The organism is Xanthomonas sp. CFBP 8151, from assembly GCF_011761885.1.
Taxonomy (GTDB): domain Bacteria; phylum Pseudomonadota; class Gammaproteobacteria; order Xanthomonadales; family Xanthomonadaceae; genus Xanthomonas; species Xanthomonas arboricola_B.
The window spans coordinates 498273-515542 of record NZ_JAASQZ010000003.1 but is presented as its reverse complement, the minus strand read 5'-3'; the positions used below and the strand labels follow the sequence as shown (position 1 = coordinate 515542).

General features: G+C 65.6%; 20 protein-coding genes. 4 read left to right on the top strand and 16 right to left on the bottom strand.

From position 1 onward, the window contains the following. Positions 1-14: 14 nt before the first annotated feature. The 11 genes from recA to rlmE all read right to left on the bottom strand — a co-directional run bounded on the left by recA (position 15) and on the right by rlmE (position 11353). Positions 15-1049, bottom strand: a complete 1035-nt coding sequence (gene recA / locus FHT08_RS16485; protein WP_016904265.1) for a recombinase RecA — start codon at positions 1047-1049, stop codon at positions 15-17. A gap of 151 nt (positions 1050-1200) precedes the next feature. Next, positions 1201-1869, bottom strand: coding sequence for a transcriptional repressor LexA (lexA, locus tag FHT08_RS16480; RefSeq protein WP_166775810.1), 669 nt, complete (start codon positions 1867-1869; stop codon positions 1201-1203). A 93-nt stretch (positions 1870-1962) separates the two neighbouring features. Next, positions 1963-3639 (bottom strand): 2-polyprenylphenol 6-hydroxylase, encoded by a 1677-nt coding sequence (gene ubiB / locus FHT08_RS16475; protein ID WP_166775808.1) that lies wholly within the window; start codon positions 3637-3639, stop codon positions 1963-1965. Next, complete coding sequence (locus FHT08_RS16470) at positions 3639-3917, bottom strand: hypothetical protein (protein WP_146096327.1); 279 nt, start codon at positions 3915-3917, stop codon at positions 3639-3641. Before FHT08_RS16470 ends, ubiB begins: the two co-directional genes overlap by 1 nt. A gap of 292 nt (positions 3918-4209) precedes the next feature. Then, positions 4210-4704 carry a CinA family protein gene (locus tag FHT08_RS16465; protein WP_164740302.1) on the bottom strand — a complete coding sequence of 165 codons (495 nt, stop codon included), beginning with the start codon at positions 4702-4704 and terminating at the stop codon, positions 4210-4212. A gap of 318 nt (positions 4705-5022) precedes the next feature. After that, on the bottom strand, positions 5023-6342 hold the full coding sequence (hflX, locus tag FHT08_RS16460; protein WP_039527808.1) for a ribosome rescue GTPase HflX: 1320 nt from the start codon (positions 6340-6342) through the stop codon (positions 5023-5025). Between the two features lie 11 nt (positions 6343-6353). Beyond that, complete coding sequence (gene hfq / locus FHT08_RS16455; RefSeq protein ID WP_005915027.1) at positions 6354-6632, bottom strand: RNA chaperone Hfq; 279 nt, start codon at positions 6630-6632, stop codon at positions 6354-6356. A 77-nt stretch (positions 6633-6709) separates the two neighbouring features. Beyond that, a complete protein-coding gene (miaA, locus tag FHT08_RS16450) occupies positions 6710-7693 on the bottom strand; it encodes a tRNA (adenosine(37)-N6)-dimethylallyltransferase MiaA (RefSeq protein ID WP_104537948.1) in 984 nt (327 codons plus the stop codon). Continuing rightward, entirely contained in the window at positions 7693-8595 is a 903-nt protein-coding gene (gene folP / locus FHT08_RS16445; protein WP_166775806.1) for a dihydropteroate synthase, read from the bottom strand. Before folP ends, miaA begins: the two co-directional genes overlap by 1 nt. A 124-nt stretch (positions 8596-8719) precedes the next feature. Further along, positions 8720-10660 carry an ATP-dependent zinc metalloprotease FtsH gene (gene ftsH / locus FHT08_RS16440; protein ID WP_016904004.1) on the bottom strand — a complete coding sequence of 647 codons (1941 nt, stop codon included), beginning with the start codon at positions 10658-10660 and terminating at the stop codon, positions 8720-8722. A gap of 60 nt (positions 10661-10720) precedes the next feature. After that, on the bottom strand, positions 10721-11353 hold the full coding sequence (rlmE, locus tag FHT08_RS16435; RefSeq protein WP_047128569.1) for a 23S rRNA (uridine(2552)-2'-O)-methyltransferase RlmE: 633 nt from the start codon (positions 11351-11353) through the stop codon (positions 10721-10723). Positions 11354-11418: 65 nt separating this feature from the next. On the opposite strand from rlmE, the gene yhbY reads away from it, so the two are divergent. Further along, a complete protein-coding gene (yhbY, locus tag FHT08_RS16430) occupies positions 11419-11724 on the top strand; it encodes a ribosome assembly RNA-binding protein YhbY (protein ID WP_104537813.1) in 306 nt (101 codons plus the stop codon). A 15-nt stretch (positions 11725-11739) separates the two neighbouring features. Then, the gene (locus tag FHT08_RS16425) at positions 11740-12120 is read left to right on the top strand and encodes an Mth938-like domain-containing protein (RefSeq protein WP_104537814.1); all 381 of its coding nucleotides are present in this window, start codon (positions 11740-11742) and stop codon (positions 12118-12120) included. Positions 12121-12292: 172 nt separating this feature from the next. Here FHT08_RS16425 and FHT08_RS16420 read toward each other — a convergent pair whose 3' ends face one another. Genes FHT08_RS16420 through surE form a run of 4 tightly spaced genes read right to left on the bottom strand, consistent with a single transcriptional unit; the run spans position 12293 to position 15152 of the window. Then, a complete protein-coding gene (locus FHT08_RS16420; RefSeq protein WP_166775805.1) occupies positions 12293-13069 on the bottom strand; it encodes a peptidoglycan DD-metalloendopeptidase family protein in 777 nt (258 codons plus the stop codon). Continuing rightward, positions 13066-13680 carry a YqaA family protein gene (locus tag FHT08_RS16415; protein WP_104537816.1) on the bottom strand — a complete coding sequence of 205 codons (615 nt, stop codon included), beginning with the start codon at positions 13678-13680 and terminating at the stop codon, positions 13066-13068. The genes FHT08_RS16420 and FHT08_RS16415 overlap by 4 nt, the downstream gene beginning before the upstream one ends. A gap of 18 nt (positions 13681-13698) precedes the next feature. After that, positions 13699-14376: a protein-L-isoaspartate(D-aspartate) O-methyltransferase gene (locus FHT08_RS16410; protein ID WP_104537817.1), complete on the bottom strand. Its 678-nt coding sequence runs from the start codon at positions 14374-14376 to the stop codon at positions 13699-13701. Next, positions 14373-15152 (bottom strand): 5'/3'-nucleotidase SurE, encoded by a 780-nt coding sequence (gene surE, locus FHT08_RS16405; RefSeq protein ID WP_104537818.1) that lies wholly within the window; start codon positions 15150-15152, stop codon positions 14373-14375. The genes FHT08_RS16410 and surE overlap by 4 nt, the downstream gene beginning before the upstream one ends. Positions 15153-15251: 99 nt before the next feature. Here surE and FHT08_RS16400 point away from each other — a divergent pair, with 99 nt between their 5' ends. Further along, positions 15252-15791, top strand: a complete 540-nt coding sequence (locus FHT08_RS16400; RefSeq protein ID WP_166775803.1) for a Smr/MutS family protein — start codon at positions 15252-15254, stop codon at positions 15789-15791. A 135-nt stretch (positions 15792-15926) separates the two neighbouring features. Here the strand turns inward: FHT08_RS16400 and truD are convergent, their stop codons facing one another. Beyond that, positions 15927-17036: a tRNA pseudouridine(13) synthase TruD gene (gene truD / locus FHT08_RS16395; protein WP_166775801.1), complete on the bottom strand. Its 1110-nt coding sequence runs from the start codon at positions 17034-17036 to the stop codon at positions 15927-15929. Between truD and FHT08_RS16390 the strand changes: the two genes are divergently transcribed. Beyond that, positions 17035-17178: a hypothetical protein gene (locus tag FHT08_RS16390; RefSeq protein ID WP_166775799.1), complete on the top strand. Its 144-nt coding sequence runs from the start codon at positions 17035-17037 to the stop codon at positions 17176-17178. The two genes, truD and FHT08_RS16390, sit on opposite strands and share 2 nt — an antisense overlap. Positions 17179-17270 lie beyond the last annotated feature (92 nt).

The window sequence follows — 17270 nt, the reverse complement described above, 5'->3', positions numbered from 1 at the left end:
CTGCCTGGCGGCTGTTATTCCTTCTCGACGTCGTCGCCGGCTTCGCGCGGCGCTTCGGCCGGCTGGAACTTCTCGCGCAGTTCGGCTTCCAGCCGCACCGCGACCTGCGGGTTGTCGCGCAGATAGCCGCGCGCGTTGTCCTTGCCCTGCCCGATGCGTTCTTCGCCATAGCTGTACCAGGCGCCGGCTTTTTCGACCAGTTTGGCTTCCACGCCCATGTCGATCAGCTCACCCTCGCGGCTGATGCCTTCGCCGTAGAGGATTTCGGTCACGACCTGCTTGAACGGAGGCGCCAGCTTGTTCTTGACCACCTTGATCTTGGTCTGATTGCCGATGATTTCGTCGCCCTTCTTGATTGCGCCGATACGACGGATATCAAGACGGACCGACGCGTAGAACTTCAGCGCGTTGCCGCCGGTGGTCACTTCCGGACTCTGGCCCGGCATCATCACCCCGATCTTGTGGCGAAGCTGGTTGATGAAGACCACCAGCGTGTTGGAACGCTTGATGTTGCCGGTCAGCTTGCGCAGCGCCTGGCTCATCAGGCGGGCCTGCAGACCCGGCAACTGATCACCCATTTCGCCTTCGATTTCGGCCTTCGGGGTCAGCGCGGCGACCGAGTCGACCACCACGATGTCCACCGAACCGGAACGCACCAGCATGTCGGCGATCTCCAGCGCCTGTTCACCGGTATCCGGCTGCGACAGCAGCAGGTCGTCGACATTGACGCCCAGCTTGGCGGCGTAGATCGGGTCCAGCGCATGCTCGGCGTCGATGAAGGCTGCGGTGCCACCCTTTTTCTGGCACTCGGCAATCGCCTGCAGGGTCAGGGTGGTCTTGCCGGACGATTCCGGACCGTAGATTTCGACCACACGGCCCTTGGGCAGGCCGCCGATCCCCAGCGCGATGTCCAACATCAGCGAGCCGGTCGGAATGACTTCGACGGCCTCGATCACACGGTCGCCCATGCGCATCACCGAGCCCTTGCCGAATTGCTTTTCGATCTGGCTCAGTGCGGCGGAAAGGGCGCGCTTCTTGTTCTCATCCATCTGGGTGATCCTTGTCAGTGATTTCGGTGTAGGGCTAATGTAACGGCGGTGTATCGCACAGGCTGAGACTGGCTGCGACATACTCAGATTAGAGTGGTGGCCATGGCGGTGGCAGCGGGGAATCCTGCATTACCAACTCGGGATAACGCCATTATGTCCATCGGCGCAGCGCTAAACGATTCGGCCTCAGCAGCCCGCAATACAGGCCTTCGATCGCGAAATCCTGGTCCGGCAACACTTCGATCGGCGCATAGTCCGGGTTGCGCGGCAGCAGGCGGATGCGGTCCTTGCCGATCTTCAACAGCTTGACCGTGATCTCCTCATCGATCCGCGCCACCACGATCTGCCCCGAACGCGCGTCGCGGGTGCGGTGCACCCCGATCAGGTCGCCATTGAAGATGCCTTCGTCGCGCATCGAGTCGCCCTGTACCTTGAGCAGATAGTCCGGCGACGGCGAGAAGAACACCCGATCCAGCACCACGAAGTCGTCCGAGCCGATATCCGCGCCGATCGGCAGGCCTGCCGCCACGCGCCCCAGCACCGGCAGGCGCAGGACATCGTCGCGCATCGGCTCGTTTGCAGCGGCAGGTGGGGTGCGCGACTGGGCGCCCTGCCCGGCCAGGCGGATGCCGCGGGCCTGTCCGGGGACGCGACGGATCGCACCGGCCTGTTCCAATGCCTCCAGATGGTATTGCGCGCCGCGTACCCCCTTGAAGCCGAAGGCGCGCGCGATTTCGGTCTGCGAGGGCGGTACGCCATCGGCATCGATGCGCTCGGCGATCAAGGCCAGGATTGCTTGCTGGGTATCGGTCAGGTCCATTGTTAGTAGTATTACTACTAACTGACGCCTGCGCAATAGCCGTGTGGTGCGCGATGCGCGGTTCTGCAATCGGGGGCGACACGCGCGTCGCGTCTAACGGCGGCTCCGCCAGATGGAGAACAGGATCCAGACGCCGCAGATCGCTGCGCCGATAAAACCACCGACCCCCAACGCAAGTAGCCAGCGGCTGGCACTGCCACCGACACTGTTCATGACGATCGACGAGCCGATCACCAGCGCAGCAGTCACGATCCCCATGGTGAGCCGGTTGGCCGCGCGATCGACCTGTTCGCCGAACTCGCGCAAGGCACGCGTTTCGATCTGCAGTTGCAGCTTGCCGCGTCGTGCGGCCTGCAGCAGCCGTTTGAGATCGCGTGGCAGATCGCCGATCAAGTCGATCGCACCGGTCACGGTGCGACGGCTGCGCCGCAGCATCGCGCTCGGCGCATAACGCTGCAGCACCACGCGTTCGAGATACGGTCGCGCCTCGGTGGCCATGTCGAAATCCGGATCGAGCTGACGGCCCATGCCTTCGAGCGTGAGAAACGCCTTGATCATCAGCGCCAGATCCGACGGCAGGGTCAACCCGTGATCGCGCAGGATCGAGGTGACATCACCCAGCATCGCGCCGATGCGCAGCTCTTTCAGCGGCACCCCGCGGTACTCGTCGACGAAGGCGCCGATATCCTGCTGCAGTCGCGACTCATCGATCTCCAGGCTGGTGCCGGCCCATTCCAGCAGTACGTCGATGACCGCTTCGGCGTCGTAGCTGACCATGCCATGCAGCAGTTGCGCGACCTGGAAGCGACGCTGCTCGGAAACGCGTCCGACCATGCCGAAATCGATGACGGCGATGCGCCCGTCGCGCAGATAAAAGATGTTGCCCGGGTGCGGGTCGGCATGGAAACAGCCATCATGCAGCACCATCTTCAGCACGATTCCGGCACCGGTACGTGCGAGCGCCTTGCGGTCCAGGCCTGCCGCATCCACAGCCGCCAGATCCCGCCCCGGGATGCCATCGATGAATTCCTGCACGTTGAGCGATTCGCAGGTCCACTGCCAATAGACGGACGGTACCACCACCTGGGCGTCGCTGGCGAAATTGGCTGCGATGCGCTCGGCATTGCGACACTCGGCGGCGAAATCGAGTTCGCGCCGCAAGGAGACGGTGAATTGCTGCACCACTTCAGCGGGGCGATAACGCTTGAGATCGGGCGCACGCGTTTCCACGATTTCCGCCAGGCGTGCCAGCAGCCGCAGATCCGCATCGATAACATCGCCGATGCCGGGGCGGCGGATCTTCAGCACCACCGGTGTGCCATCGGCCAGCCAGGCGCGATGCGTCTGCGCCAGCGATGCCGCAGCCAAAGGCTGTTCGTCCAGGCGTGCGAACACGCTTCCCGGCTCCGCGCCCAGGGCTGCGACCAGTTGCGGGCGGATCTGTTCGAACGGTAGCGCAGGCACTGCGTTCTGCAGCTCGCTCAGCTCTTCGATCCACTCCGGCGGCAGCAGGTCCACACGCGTGGCCAGCACCTGTCCCAGCTTGACGAAGGTCGGCCCGAGTTCCTCGAGCGCGCGCCGCACCCGCATCGCCGCAGACATGCGCAGGCGGCCCTCGGCGTTGTGCCAGTGCAGCAGCTTGCCGGCGCGCTCGAGCACGTCGGCCAGGCCGATGCGACGCACCACATCGCCGAATCCATAACGGATCAGCACCGCAGCGATTTCCTGCAGCCGCCCAAGGTCCCGAACGGTGCCGAGTGCTTCCCACATCAGCGCACCGCCTGCGATTGCGCTGCGGCACCGGGCTCTATCGCATTCATGTGCATCGCTGCCCGCCTGGCGTAGCTGGAAGTGCGCATTGACCATGCACCACCACGCGCAATGCCGGTGGCTGCATGATCGCTCGCGCACAAGACCGCGCACTGACCGGCCACCTCGAGCATCGGCTGCGGGACGGCTGCGCGCCGATCACCCAGCAACGCCAGCACGCTGCCAGCAGATCGGTGCGGGGCGGACAACAACAACGCATGAGCGGAAAGCGGCAGCATTGGCACGCAGGTTGGCAACGAGACCTTGTTTGTAGCCCATCTGCACGTGCCTGTCGCGTCCTGGGCGCCTGCGGGCTTAGCCGAGGTTGCGCTGACGCATGGATCTTGGTGCCGATGATCGAGGCTGGAAACACTGCTGGCAGAACCTGCGGAGCGCACAACGAACGCACTGCCATCAAGGCTGCATTGCAGCCACGTACCAAATGCGCAATCGCTCACTGTCCAAGAGAATCGCCGCAGCCAGAGTCACGCGCTTCGCAGCATGGCGCGCGCGCCGTCTTCCGCACCGGGACTAGAGCAGTGCGCTCAGGCCCCGCAGCGCGGCGACCACGGTCTGACGACGCACTGCATCGCGATCGCCAGCGAAGTGGAACAACTGCGCGGTGGCATAGCCGCCACGCCGCTTCCAGCCGATCCATACCGTGCCGACCGGCTTGTCCTCACTGCCGCCACCCGGCCCGGCGATGCCGGTCACTGCCACCGCGATGCTCGCACCGGAGTTGACCAGCGCGCCGGACACCATTTCGATCACCGTTTCGCGACTGACCGCACCATGCACTTCCAGCGTGTGCGGCCGCACACCCAGCAAGGCCTGCTTGGCCTCGTAGCTGTAAGCGGCCATGCCGCAATCGAACCAGTGCGAGGATCCCGCTACATCGGTGACCGCCTTGGCGATCCAGCCACCGGTACAGCTCTCGGCAGTGACCAGGCGCTCACGCGCGGCAAGCAGTTGCTGACCAAGGTGTTCGGCCAGCTGCTGCAGTTCGGAATCGGCGGACATGGACATGGGCACGACGAATGAAGAAGCAACCGACGTTTTAGCCGAATTTGCCGCGCCTGTCTGCGCTGGCGCCCATCCCGCGCCAGCGCAGACGGGGCCGGGGTTCAGTGGCGGTATGCAGCCAATGGCAGCAGGCATCGGTAGCGCTGGCGGCCGGATCGCAACGGTGTCGGCGGCGATGGCCGACATTCTTATGCCTGCACAGATACCCATCCGGTCGCGCAAACAAACGGGATGCCAGGACCGAGACCGACGCACGATCGCCGCCGCCGGCACCCTGACAACGGCGATCCGCACGGCCGGCGCAAGCCGACCGTGTACCGATCACGACTCCCAGTCTTCTCGACGATCGGGCAGCATCGCGCGCAGTGGCGCACCGTCGTCGCCGGCAGCCAGGCGCTCGGCCTCGACCATCGGCAGGTCCACATCCAGCAACCAGCCGTCCTCGTCTGACTGCTCGCCGCGCACCACTTCCAGTTGATGCAACTTGGAGCGCAGACGGCCGGCGGACGGCGGCAACCGCAATTGCCCGGTCACATGACGCAGATCCAGTCGCTGCCCGAGCGCGTGCTGCAACTCCTGCAGCCCGCGCCCGTCGCGCGCAGAAACCCACACGCGTTCGCGCCGCGCCTGGTCGGGAATGCCGTCCTGCGCATCGTGACGCACCTGCGCGCCTTCGATCTTGTCGATCTTGTTGAACACCAGCAGTTGCGGCAAATCGCCTGCGCCCACCGCGTGCAACACCTCATCGACCTGCTGGATGCGTTCCTCGCGCAGCGGGTCGGCCGCATCGACGATATGCAACAACAGATCGGCGTCGCGCGCCTCGGACAAGGTCGAACGGAATGCGGCGACCAGCTGGTGCGGCAGATCGCGCACGAAGCCGACCGTATCGGCCAGGATCGCACTGCCACCGGGCAACGCGATGCGGCGCACGGTGGGATCGAGCGTGGCGAACAACTGGTCGGCCACGTAGGCCTCCGCACCGGTCAAGGCGTTGAACAGCGTGGATTTGCCGGCGTTGGTATAACCGACCAACGCAATCCGCGGCAGCTCGCTGCGCATGCGCGCACGCCGCATCTGGGTGCGCTGCACCTCGACCTTTTCCAGCCGCTGCTGCAACTGCTCCACCCGCTTCTGGAGCAGGCGGCGGTCGGTTTCCAGCTGGGTTTCGCCAGGGCCGCGCAGGCCGATCGAACCACCGCGCTGACGCTCCAGGTGGGTCCAGCCGCGTACCAGGCGGGTGGCCATGTGGCGCAACTGCGCCAGCTCCACCTGCAGCTTGCCCTCGTGGCTGCGTGCCCGTTGCGCGAAGATGTCCAGGATCAGGCCGGTGCGGTCGATCACGCGCCGCTCCAGATAGCGCTCCAGATTGCGCTCCTGACCGGGCGACAAGGTGTGGTTGACCAGCACCAGATCCGCGCCGGTGGCCTCGGCGGCGGCCTTGATCTCTTCCAGCTTGCCGCTGCCGATCAAGGTCGACGGGTTCGGTTTGTCGATACGTGCGGTGAGCGTGGCCGCCACCGTGGCGCCCGCCGACTTGGCAAGGTCGGCGAACTCCTCCAGCACATCCTCTTCGGCAGGCCCACCGGAATGGGTCTGAATCAACAACGCGTGTTCACCCTTGCGGGAGCGATCAAACACGCACTACTCCATTACTGCTCGACGTCGTCATCTTCCGCCTGGTTGCCTTCATTGGATTGCACATACCCACCACCCGGTCCCACGCGCACATTGCGCGCCGGCACGACCGTGGAGATGGCGTGCTTGTAGACCATCTGACTCACGGTGTTGCGCAGCAGGACCACAAACTGGTCGAACGACTCGATCGTGCCCTGTAGCTTGATGCCGTTGACCAGATACACAGAGACCGGCACCCGCTCGCGCCGCAGCGCATTGAGGAATGGGTCCTGTAAAGATTGCCCCTTAGCCATCGAAAACTCCTCTTCATTATTGTTCTTATAGTCCCGGTCGACACCCGCCATCCCCAGCTGGCCCCGGAAACGGGATGTTACACGCCTGAAGCCTGCCGCACAGCGGGACGTTGGCCGAGGAAGTCGACAAGTGCGCTTTCCAATCGATGGCGGTCATGCTCCGGGTCGAACCAGCGCGCGTCGAGCTCGCCACGTAGCCAGGTGAGCTGGCGCTTGGCCAGCTGACGGGTGGCCTGCACCGCCCTATCGCGGAAGTCGGCCAGGCTGCCGGCCCCATCCAGATACTCCCAGGCCTGGCGATACCCAACGGCGCGCACCGCTGGCAGATCCAGCGGCGCAGCGACTGCACGCAAGCGCGGCAGGGCCCGCAGGCGTTCCACTTCGGCCAGGAAATCCTGGGCCAGCATCGTGTCCAGGCGCTGTTCGATGCGTGCATGCAGCACCGCGCGCTCGCGCGGCGCCAGCACCACCTTCAGTACCCGCACCGGCAAGCGCGGGCCCGGCGGTCGCGCCTGCCAGTAGCTGATCGGCCGGCCGCTGATCCGGTAGACCTCCAGCGCGCGCTGGATCCGTTGCGGATCGGTGGTATGGATGCGCGCCGCCGCAACAGGGTCGACGTCCGCCAGTTTTGCGTGCATCCGGGCCCAGCCAAGCTGCCCGGCTTCGGCTGCGATTGCCGAGCGCACCGCCGGGTCGGCCTCGGGCAACTGCGACAGCCCCTCCAGCAAGGCGCGGAAGTACAGCCCGGTGCCGCCGGCCAGAATCGGCAGCTTGCCGCGCGCCACGATCTGCTCGATCGCCTGCCGCGCATCGCTGGCAAATTCCGCCGCCGAGTAGATCTGCCAGGGATCGCGCAGATCGATCAGGTGGTGTGGCACCGCCGCGCGCATCGCGGCATCCGGCTTAGCCGCACCGATGTCCAAGCCGCGGTACACCAGCGCCGAATCGACGCTGACGATCTCGCCGTTCCAGCGCTGCGCGGCGTCCAGTGCCAGCGCGGTCTTGCCGCTGGCGGTGGGGCCCATCAGTGCGATCGCCAGCGGGCGGCGGTCGGCCGGCATCAGTCCTCGTCCGGCCAACGAACGCTCGGTGCCGCAGGCGCGTTCACGCTCGGCAGCGGAATCGCCGCCATCGCGTTCCACACCTTCAGAGCATCCACGGTGGCGGCCACATCGTGCGCGCGCAGCAGCATCGCGCCGTGCTGGGCGGCGAGCAGATGCGCGGCGACAGAGCCGTATACGCGCTCTGCGGCGACCTGGCGCCCAGTCAGCTCACCGATGCTGCGCTTGCGCGACAGCCCCGCCAGGATCGGCAGGCCGAACTCCTGCAGGCGCTGCAACTGCGCCAGCACGGTCAGATTGTGCGTAGTGGTCTTGTCGAAGCCGAAACCCGGGTCGAGGATCAACCGGCGCTTGTCGATCCCGGCCATTTCGGCCGCGAAGATGCGCTCGGCGAGGAAGCGATGCACCTCGGCCACCACGTCGTCGTAGTGCGGCGCGTCCTGCATCGCATGCGGCGCGCTGCGTGCATGCATCAACACCACCGGCACCCGCAATTCGGCCGCAGCATCCAGCGCACCCGGCGAGCGCAGCGCATGCACGTCGTTGATCATGCCGGCGCCGGCCGCAACCGCCGCGCGCATCACTTCCGGCTTGAAGGTGTCCACACTGATCGGCACAGTGGTCTGCTGCGCCAATGCCTGGATCACCGGGATCACGCGCTGCAGTTCTTCCTCCAGCGACACCGGCGTGGCGCCGGGACGGGTGGATTCACCACCGATATCCAGCACCGCAGCGCCCTGCTCGACCAGACCCAGGCCATGCGCGATGGCGGCCTCGCAGCTGGCGTGCTGGCCGCCGTCGGAAAACGAGTCCGGCGTGACATTGACGATCCCCATCACCTGCGGCGCGTCCAGTCGCAGCTCGCGACCGGCGCAATCCAGCTTGAGGGCGGTGTCGAACATCGGTGGTGTCTCCTTGGATGGTTGCGGTAAGCGCTGCTCGGGCGATGCGGCCCTACAACGCATCAAGGCCGGGAATCGCTTCCCGGCCTTGATGAATGCGTCTGCAGCTGGGCGATGCGCGGCGTTACAGCTGCTCGGCCGGCCCGGCAATCGGCGGCAACGGACGCGGGCTGCCCTTGTCGTTGTTGTTGCCGCCGTCCTTGTCGGACTTGCCCCAACCCGCCGGCGGCGGCGGCTCGCGACCTTCCATGATGGCATCGATCTGCGGCACGTCGATGGTCTCGTACTGCAGCAGCAGCTGCGACATCGCATGCAGCTTGTCCAGGTTCTCGGTGAGGATGGCCTTGGTCTTGCTGTAGGCCTTGTCCAGGATCGAACGCACCACTTCGTCGATCATGCGCGCGGTCTCGTCGGAAACGTTCTTGTGCTGGGTGACCGAACGCCCCAGGAACACCTCGTCTTCCTCCTCGCCGTAGGCCACCGGGCCCAGCTCGTCGGACAGGCCCCACTTGGTGACCATGTTGCGCGCCATCTTGGTCGCACGCTCGATGTCGTTGGACGCGCCGGTGGTGACCTTGTCGCCGCCGAAGATCAGCTCTTCCGCCACCCGGCCGCCGTACAGCGAGCAGAGCTGGGATTCGATTGCCACCCGATTCATCGAGTACCGATCGCCTTCCGGCAAGTACATCGTCACGCCCAGGGCGCGACCGCGCGGAATGATCGTGACCTTGTAGACCGGGTCGTGCTCGGGCACCAGGCGGCCGACGATGGCATGGCCTGCCTCGTGATACGCGGTGAGCGTCTTCTCGTCCTCGCTCATGGCCATCGAGCGGCGCTCGGCACCCATCAGGATCTTGTCGCGGGCACGGTCGAAGTGGTCCATGCGGACTTCCTTCTCGCTACCGCGTGCGGCAAACAACGCCGCTTCGTTACACAAGTTGGCCAGGTCGGCACCGGAGAAGCCCGGGGTGCCGCGTGCAATGACCATCGGTACCACGTCGTCGGCCAACGGCAGCTTGCGCATGTGCACGCGCAGGATCTGCTCGCGCCCCTTGACGTCCGGCAGGCCGACCACGACCTGGCGATCGAAACGGCCCGGACGCAGCAGCGCCGGATCCAGCACGTCGGGGCGGTTGGTCGCAGCGATCACGATCACGCCTTCGCCGCCTTCGAAACCGTCCATTTCGACCAGCAACTGGTTCAGGGTCTGCTCGCGCTCGTCATGCCCGCCGCCGAGCCCGGCGCCGCGATGACGACCCACTGCATCGATTTCGTCGATAAAGATGATGCACGGTGCATGCTTCTTGGCCTGCTCGAACATGTCGCGCACGCGGCTGGCACCCACGCCGACGAACATTTCCACGAAGTCCGAGCCGGAGATGCTGAAGAACGGCACCTTGGCTTCGCCGGCAATCGCCTTGGCAAGCAGCGTCTTGCCGGTACCGGGCGGTCCGACCATCAGCACGCCACGCGGAATCTTGCCGCCCAGCTTGGTGAACTTGGTCGGGTCGCGCAGGAAGTCGACCAGCTCGCCAACCTCTTCCTTGGCCTCGTCGCAACCGGCAACGTCGGCAAACGTGATCTTGACCTGATCCTCGCCCTGCAGCTTGGCGCGCGACTTGCCGAAGCTCATCGCGCCCTTGGCGCCACCGCCACCGCCCTGCATCTGGCGCATGATGAACAGCCAGAAGCCGATGATCAGGATGACCGGCAGGAAGTTGAGCACCAACGACCAGAAGCCCGGCCCGGTGGAGGGCTTCTGGCGGGTCATCTCGATGTTCTTGCTATACAACACGTCGACCAGCTTGTCGTCGCGCGGACCGTAGACGGTGGCTTCGCTGCCGTCGGTACGCTTGAAGCGGATCGCGTTGACCGCCAGGTTGGTCTCGTCGGTGTAGTCCACCGATTTGACGCGTCCGGAGTCCACTTCCTTCAGGAACTGGGTGTAGGTAATCGAGTCGGGGCCGACACCGCCCGCCATCCGCGGCGAGAAGCTCTGGAAGACGACCATCAGCACAACCGCGACGACCACCCACAGCAGCAGATTCTTGGTCAAGTCGTTCATCCTCATTGGCTCCGGTGCCCTCTACTCTTCAATTCTTGAAACACGGTGGTCATTGGCAGCTTACTTGATCTGGACACGCTTGCCCTGACCGAGCGCATAAACTTCCGGGGAGCGCTTGCGCGAGGCCGCCGGTTTGCGAATCGTCACCTTGTCATAGCGGCGGCGAAGCTCACGAATGTAGTCGTCGGACCCGACACCCTGGAACAGCTTGATCAGGAACGCCCCGCCCGGTTTGAGGTGGGCGTCGGCAAATTCCATCGCCAGTTCCGCAAGGTGCATCATCCGCGGTTGGTCGACCGCATCCATGCCACTCTTATTGGGGGCCATATCGGACAGCACAAGGTCCACCGGCACATCGCCCAGCATCGCCTCGAAATCCGATAGGACGGTTTGCTCCCTGAAGTCGCCATGAAGGAACTCCACGCCGGCAAGCGGCGGCATCTCCAGGATATCCAGCGCCACGACACGGCCGCTGTCGCCCATGGACTTGCGTACTTGTTGCGACCAGCCGCCTGGTGCGGCGCCCAGGTCGACCACCACCATGCCCGGCTTGAGCAGACGGTCGCGCTGGAGCAGTTCTTCCAGTTTGTAGGCCGCGCGCGAACGCATGCCTTCGGCCTGCGCCTTCTTGACGAACGGATCGGCGAAGTGTTCCTTGAGCCAGCGCTGGCTGCTTTTACTACGGGAAGGCATCGGCAAAGGGGTCTGTACGGGTCGCCATGATACCCTGAACACCCTTTGCTGCCCTTTGATCCTGCATGTCCATTGTTCTCACCTCCGCCCAGAACCGTTTCCTGCGCGGCCAGGCCCACGATCTCAAGGCACTGCTGCAGACCGGCGGAAAAGGGGTCACGCCGGCATTTCTGGCCGAACTCGAGGACGTGCTCGAGCGCCACGAACTGATCAAGGTGAAGGTGACATCGGAGGATCGCCAGGCCCGTGACGCCATGATCGCCCAACTGACCGAGCAGACCGGCAGCGCGCTGGTGCAGCGGATCGGCCACGTCGCCATCCTGTACCGCCCCAGCAAGGAAAAGCGCCAGATCGTGCTGCCGCGCGGCTGACCCGACAGGTTCGACATGCCTTTAAGCCAGGAACACCCCGACTACACCTATGCGCTGCGCGCGGCCGATGGCCGCCATGCCAAGGTGAACGACCAGATTCTGCAACGCAGTTTCATCCTGATGCCCGACGAGCTGGTGGAAGGCTGGCCGGTCTCCGCCCTGGAGCAACTCCAGGTCGCGCACATGGACGCGGTGCTGGCGCTTGCCCCGGCGGTGATTCTGCTCGGTACCGGCGAGCGGCAGCAGTTTCCGAAGACGGACGTACTGGCAGCCTGCCTGACCCGCGGCATCGGCCTGGAAGCGATGACCAACGCGGCCGCGGCGCGCACCTACAACGTGCTGGCCAGCGAAGGCCGCCGGGTGGCGTTGGCGATGATTCTGGAAGGCCGGGATTAGGGAATCGGGAATCGGGAATCGGGAATCGGAAAAGCAGGCCGAGCTAAAGTTTTTCTGTCAAACAATAATTTGACAAAGCCTAAGATGCCGCGCCTTTGCCGGGCATCGCACGCGGTCCACCGATAAAGCTCCAGGCCAAGGCTGTTGCGATTCCCTATTCCCTATTCCCTATTCATTTTTTAGGTAGATACAACAGCGGATCCACCGGCTTGCCGTTGTAGCGAATCTCGAAGTGCAACATGTCGCGGGCAGCGCCGCTGCGCCCCATTTCGGCGATCTGCTGACCGGCCTTGACGCTCTGGCCTTCGTTGAGCAGACGCTTGCGATTGTGCCCGTAGGCGGACAGCCACTGGTCGTTGTGCTTGATGATGATCAGCTCGCCGTAGCCGACCAGGCCGGCGCCGGAGTACACCACCACGCCATCGGCCGCGGCACGCACCGCCTGCCCGCTGGCGCCGGCGATGTCCACGCCCTGTTTGGTGGTCTCGCCGGTGACGAAGGTGCCGACCACCACGCCATCGGCCGGCCAGCGCCACGGAAATCCGCTACTGACCGGTGCTGCGATCGGAGCGCTCGGGCGCGGCGGAACCACCGTACCGGCGGTAGAGGTGCTGCCGCCCGGTCTGCTGGCTCCGGGCGGGTAGAGCTTGAGGGTCTGGCCGGGGTAGATAGTGTTCGGTGAGGACAGGCCATTCCAGGCTGCCAGATCCGGCGCGGTGATGTTGGTGCGGCGCGAGATGGCGTACAGCGTGTCACCGCGTTGAACGGTGACGGTCGCACCCGGGCGCGGCACCGACGGACGCGGTGCTGCGGACGGACGCGCGGACGACGAACCGCCGCCGGCTCCAGGCGAACGCATCACCGTGGCGCTGCTGCAGGCGCCCAGCCCGACGGCAAGTGCGAGCAGGACTGCTGTCTTACATACCGAATTCATCTGCAACTTGCTCATCCGTTGGTTGTCTTCCACACCAGCCACCCCGCTCCCACCGCCAAAACGGCCATGGCCACCCAGCCCAGCGGCTCGATCCAGCGATGCAACGCGGCCTCGGCACGCGCCCCACCCAACCGGATCGCGCCGGCCACCAGATACACGCGCTTGCCGCGCCCGACCAACATGCTGGCGATGAAAGGCAGGATCGGCACGCCGACCACGCCCGAGGCCCAGGTAAAGATCTTCAACGGAATCGGGGTAAAGCCCACCAGCACCAGCGCCCAGAAGGCCTTCCACGGCGAATCGGCGACCAGCGTGCGCAGCGTCTCGATCTGCGCCTGGATCTTCGCACTCCAGCCCAGCCATTCGATCAGCGGCTGTAGTGCGGCGAAGGCGAAATGGCCCAGCAGATAACCGACCAGCGCACCGCAGACCGAGCCGATCAGGCTCAAGGTGGCGAACCACAAGGCGCGCCTGGGTTCGGCCAGCGACATCGGCGCCAGCATCACCTCCGGCGGCACCGGAAAGATGAAACCCTCCACGAAACTGAGGCCGGTCAGCAGCGCCGGAGCGCGGCGATGACGCGACCAACGGATGGCCACGTCGTACAACGGCCCGAAGATCTTCATCGAGAAACTCTCATGGATTCAATCCAGCATGCCCGACAACAGCGGGACGAACGTGACCGGCGCCAGAACCTGCTGTTCGATCGCGCCGTCGGCACTGCGCGTAAGTTGCACCAGCGACTGCGACGAGGCACCACCGACCGGTGCGACCAGCCGCCCGCCGACCGCCAATTGGTCGACCAGCGCATCGACCAGCGCCGGCGCGGCGGCGGTGACCACAATGGCATCGTAGGGGCCGTGTTCGGGCCAGCCGATGCGGCCATCGTCGTGCTTGCTGCGCACGTTCATGCCCAGGTGCCGGAAGCGCTTGCGCGCCTGCCGCAGCAGATCGCCGATGCGCTCGACCGTGTACACCTCCAGCCCCAGCGCGGCCAGGATGGCCCCCTGGTAGCCGGAACCGGTGCCCACTTCGAGCACCTTGGTCGGGCCGACCTGCAGCACCGCCTCGGTCATGCGCGCGACCACCCAGGGCTGCGAAATGGTCTGGCCGTGGCCGATCGGCAAGGCCGTGTCTTCGTAAGCGCGCGAGGCCAGCGCTTCGTCGATGAACAGATGGCGCGGCACGGTACGCATCGCGTTGAGCGTGGCCTCGTCCTGGATGCCGGCCTCGCGCAGGCGCTCGACCAGCCGGTCGCGCACGCGCTGGGAGGTCATGCCGATCCCGACCGATTCCGGTTGCAGACGCAGCCTCGGCGTCATGCCGGTGTATCCAGCGCGGCGGTCAAGCCGCCCACCCAGCCGGCCACCGTTTCCAACGCCTGATAGCGGGTCAGATCGACATGGATGGGGGTGACCGAGATATGCCCGGTGCGCACGGCATGGAAGTCGGTGCCGGCGCCGGCGTCCTGCTCCGGCCCGGCCGGGCCGATCCAGTACACGGTGCGGCCGCGCGGGTCGCGCTGCGGCACGCAGGGCTCGGAACGGTGGCGGTTGCCCAGCCGGGTGACCTCGAAACCAAGCACATCCGACCAAGCCAGGTCCGGCACGTTGACGTTGAGGATGGTGTCGGCAGGCAGCGGATCGGCCTTCAGCCGCGCCACGATCTCCACCGCGGCGCGCGCGGCGGTCTCGTAGTGATGCGCCTGGTGATTGTGCGTCACCAGCGAGACCGCCACCGCCGGCAGGCCGAGGAAACGGCCTTCCATCGCGGCGGACACGGTGCCCGAATAGATCACGTCGTCGCCGAGATTGGCCGAGTTGTTGATGCCGGAGACCACGATATCCGGGTCGTAATCGAGCATGCCGGTCAGCGCCAGATGCACGCAGTCGGTCGGCGTGCCGGCCACTGCGCAGGTCTGCGCGTCGATGCGGCGGGTGCGGATCGGCACATCCAGCGTCAGCGAATTGCTGGCACCGGAGCGGTCGCGGTCGGGCGCGACCACCATCACTTCATGACCGGCATGGCGCAGCGCCTCGGCCAAAATCTGGATGCCGGGGGCGTCGACACCGTCGTCGTTGCTAACCAGTACGCGCATGGGACTCCTCGGAAAACCGGGCCATGATACCGGATGCGTCCGCGCCCTTCGCGCTTGATCTTCGCTTGCACCTGAGGTTGGGCACGTTACGCTGTGAGCATGTCCCATCCCGAAGACGAAGACGACGGCGCGCTGTTCCGCGCAGCGATCGGCGCGGTCAAGCCGATTCGTGAAGTCGCCCCACCGGCCAATGCCAAGCCGCGCCCCAAGCCGCGCGCGCGCATGGCCGAGCACGACGAGGCGCAAGCGCATACCGAATTTGCGCGTCTGCTGCGCGACAGCGCCCCGTTGGAGGCAGGCGATACCGCCAGCTACCGACGCGAGAATCTTCCCACCCGATTGTTTCAACGGCTCAAGCGTGGTCAGTTTTCGATCCAGGACGAACTGGATCTGCATGGCGCCACCGCCGCGCAGGCCGAATCCCTGCTGCGGCAGTTTCTGATCGAAGCACATGCACACGAACATGGCTGCGTGCGCATCATCCACGGCAAGGGGCTGCAGTCCGACACTGGCGCGCCAGTGTTGAAAAACCTGATGGATCGTCTGCTGCGTCAGCGCAACGACGTGCTGGCGTTCCATTCAGCGCCGGCCACGCAAGGTGGCACCGGGGCGTTGCTGGTGTTGCTGGCGCGGCGTTAGGGCCGATTGGGTAATGGGTCGCCGATGTAGGCATGCGCTTGCGCAAAGGATGCGTCAATGGGCAGGCCTGTCGCGGCCAGGTCCGCTCCTACGGCGGTGACGTGTGTGCCGGGTGGCCAACGACAGCCGAACAGGCTAGGCGTCGGGACGCGTGTTGGCGTTGAGACGGCCGGCGTCGCTGACCTCGCCGAGCTCCCACAGCACCGCGGTGGCGTAGCAACCCGGCGGCAGTGCGAATTCGATCTGCAGGCTTTCGGCATCCCGCCAGCGATACTCCAGCTGCTGCGGACGCAAGCGCAGTGCACGACGTTCCTGCTTCAAGCCCGCAGCTTCCAGCCCTTGACGCAGCGCTCCTGATTGCGGATCGGACAACGCGCCCTGCTCCACCGCCGCAGCTTGGTCGGTCGAACGCAGCTCGCCTGCGCCCCACAACGGCCCGCTGGGATGGATATCGAAGCGCGCCAGGCGCTCCGCCAGTACATCGTTGAACGGCTCGGGGCCGAACACGCTGCGTGAGCCATCCAGCATCCACGCCTCGCCATCCAGCGCGGTATCCCAGCTGCCCTGCTCCACGCGTGCGGTGAGCACGCGATTGAACAATGCCGAGCGCGCTGCAGACAGCAGCATCGAGCGTTGATCGTTGCGCAGCCGCCGCCTGGATGCCGGCGCCGCTGACAAGGTGCCGTCGGCATTGGACACATAACCGAACATCGCCAGCGCGGACGCCACGTTGCCGCCATCGCGGCCGAAACGCTGTTCGCCAAACCAGTTGGGGATACCGCGCGCGGCGATCGCCTGCAGACGCTGTTCGATCGCTGCGCGCTCGCCCTGCACCTGGCGCAACGTCAACCCGAAACGATTGCCCAGCAGTGCGCCGCGTTGCAGCTTGCGGTTGTGCCAGGTGCTGGCGATGACCTGCATCTCATCGTCGTCGAGCGTGGCGAGCTCCGGCGCGATGCGCTTGGGCAGATGCACGCTGAAGCGCTGCGTGGTCACCGCATGGCGGTCCTTCAGCCCGGCGTAGCTGACGCCCATCTCGGCGATTCCGGCCCACTGCGCGAGTTTCTTCGCGATATAGGCGGTGTTCTGCCCGCGCTTGCGGATGGTGAGCAGCAGGTGCTCGCCCTCGCCGGTGGGCTCGAAAGCCGGCAGCTCATCGACCTGAAAATCTTCGGGCGTGCTGCGCATCGCCGCGCCGAGGACCGCAGCGCCATGCGCGCGCGGCAGAACAAAGGTGTCGCTCATGCTGTGGTTTACCTTCGCGCCGACAGGTCGTGCGCTGTGTGCCGAATGCTTCGGCGCGGTGGTGTCGCGGTACAACGCCAAGACGAGCTCGGCGCAGGTAACCGCGATCTGGAGCGGCTGCAACACCTGGCCGGCAGTGTAGACGGCATGCTCGGCACTGCAGGGTATGCGTGACAATCGCCGTGCCCGGCAACGTCGCGCCACCGACGGTAAGCGCAGGCGTTTGTCAGCCGC

Coding starts and splice junctions, on each gene's coding strand:
- FHT08_RS16400 (WP_166775803.1), top strand. CDS start 15,252: ATGTCCCATCCCGAAGACGAAGACGACGGCGCGCTGTTCCGCGCAGCG.
- FHT08_RS16425 (WP_104537814.1), top strand. CDS start 11,740: ATGCCTTTAAGCCAGGAACACCCCGACTACACCTATGCGCTGCGCGCG.
- FHT08_RS16420 (WP_166775805.1), bottom strand. CDS start 13,069: ATGAGCAAGTTGCAGATGAATTCGGTATGTAAGACAGCAGTCCTGCTC.
- FHT08_RS16410 (WP_104537817.1), bottom strand. CDS start 14,376: ATGACGCCGAGGCTGCGTCTGCAACCGGAATCGGTCGGGATCGGCATG.
- recA (WP_016904265.1), bottom strand. CDS start 1,049: ATGGATGAGAACAAGAAGCGCGCCCTTTCCGCCGCACTGAGCCAGATC.
- ubiB (WP_166775808.1), bottom strand. CDS start 3,639: ATGTGGGAAGCACTCGGCACCGTTCGGGACCTTGGGCGGCTGCAGGAA.
- miaA (WP_104537948.1), bottom strand. CDS start 7,693: ATGCCGGCCGACCGCCGCCCGCTGGCGATCGCACTGATGGGCCCCACC.
- ftsH (WP_016904004.1), bottom strand. CDS start 10,660: ATGAACGACTTGACCAAGAATCTGCTGCTGTGGGTGGTCGTCGCGGTT.
- hfq (WP_005915027.1), bottom strand. CDS start 6,632: ATGGCTAAGGGGCAATCTTTACAGGACCCATTCCTCAATGCGCTGCGG.
- folP (WP_166775806.1), bottom strand. CDS start 8,595: ATGTTCGACACCGCCCTCAAGCTGGATTGCGCCGGTCGCGAGCTGCGA.
- yhbY (WP_104537813.1), top strand. CDS start 11,419: ATGTCCATTGTTCTCACCTCCGCCCAGAACCGTTTCCTGCGCGGCCAG.
- FHT08_RS16470 (WP_146096327.1), bottom strand. CDS start 3,917: ATGCTGCCGCTTTCCGCTCATGCGTTGTTGTTGTCCGCCCCGCACCGA.
- rlmE (WP_047128569.1), bottom strand. CDS start 11,353: ATGCCTTCCCGTAGTAAAAGCAGCCAGCGCTGGCTCAAGGAACACTTC.
- truD (WP_166775801.1), bottom strand. CDS start 17,036: ATGAGCGACACCTTTGTTCTGCCGCGCGCGCATGGCGCTGCGGTCCTC.
- FHT08_RS16415 (WP_104537816.1), bottom strand. CDS start 13,680: ATGAAGATCTTCGGGCCGTTGTACGACGTGGCCATCCGTTGGTCGCGT.
- FHT08_RS16465 (WP_164740302.1), bottom strand. CDS start 4,704: ATGTCCATGTCCGCCGATTCCGAACTGCAGCAGCTGGCCGAACACCTT.
- FHT08_RS16390 (WP_166775799.1), top strand. CDS start 17,035: ATGCTGTGGTTTACCTTCGCGCCGACAGGTCGTGCGCTGTGTGCCGAA.
- surE (WP_104537818.1), bottom strand. CDS start 15,152: ATGCGCGTACTGGTTAGCAACGACGACGGTGTCGACGCCCCCGGCATC.
- lexA (WP_166775810.1), bottom strand. CDS start 1,869: ATGGACCTGACCGATACCCAGCAAGCAATCCTGGCCTTGATCGCCGAG.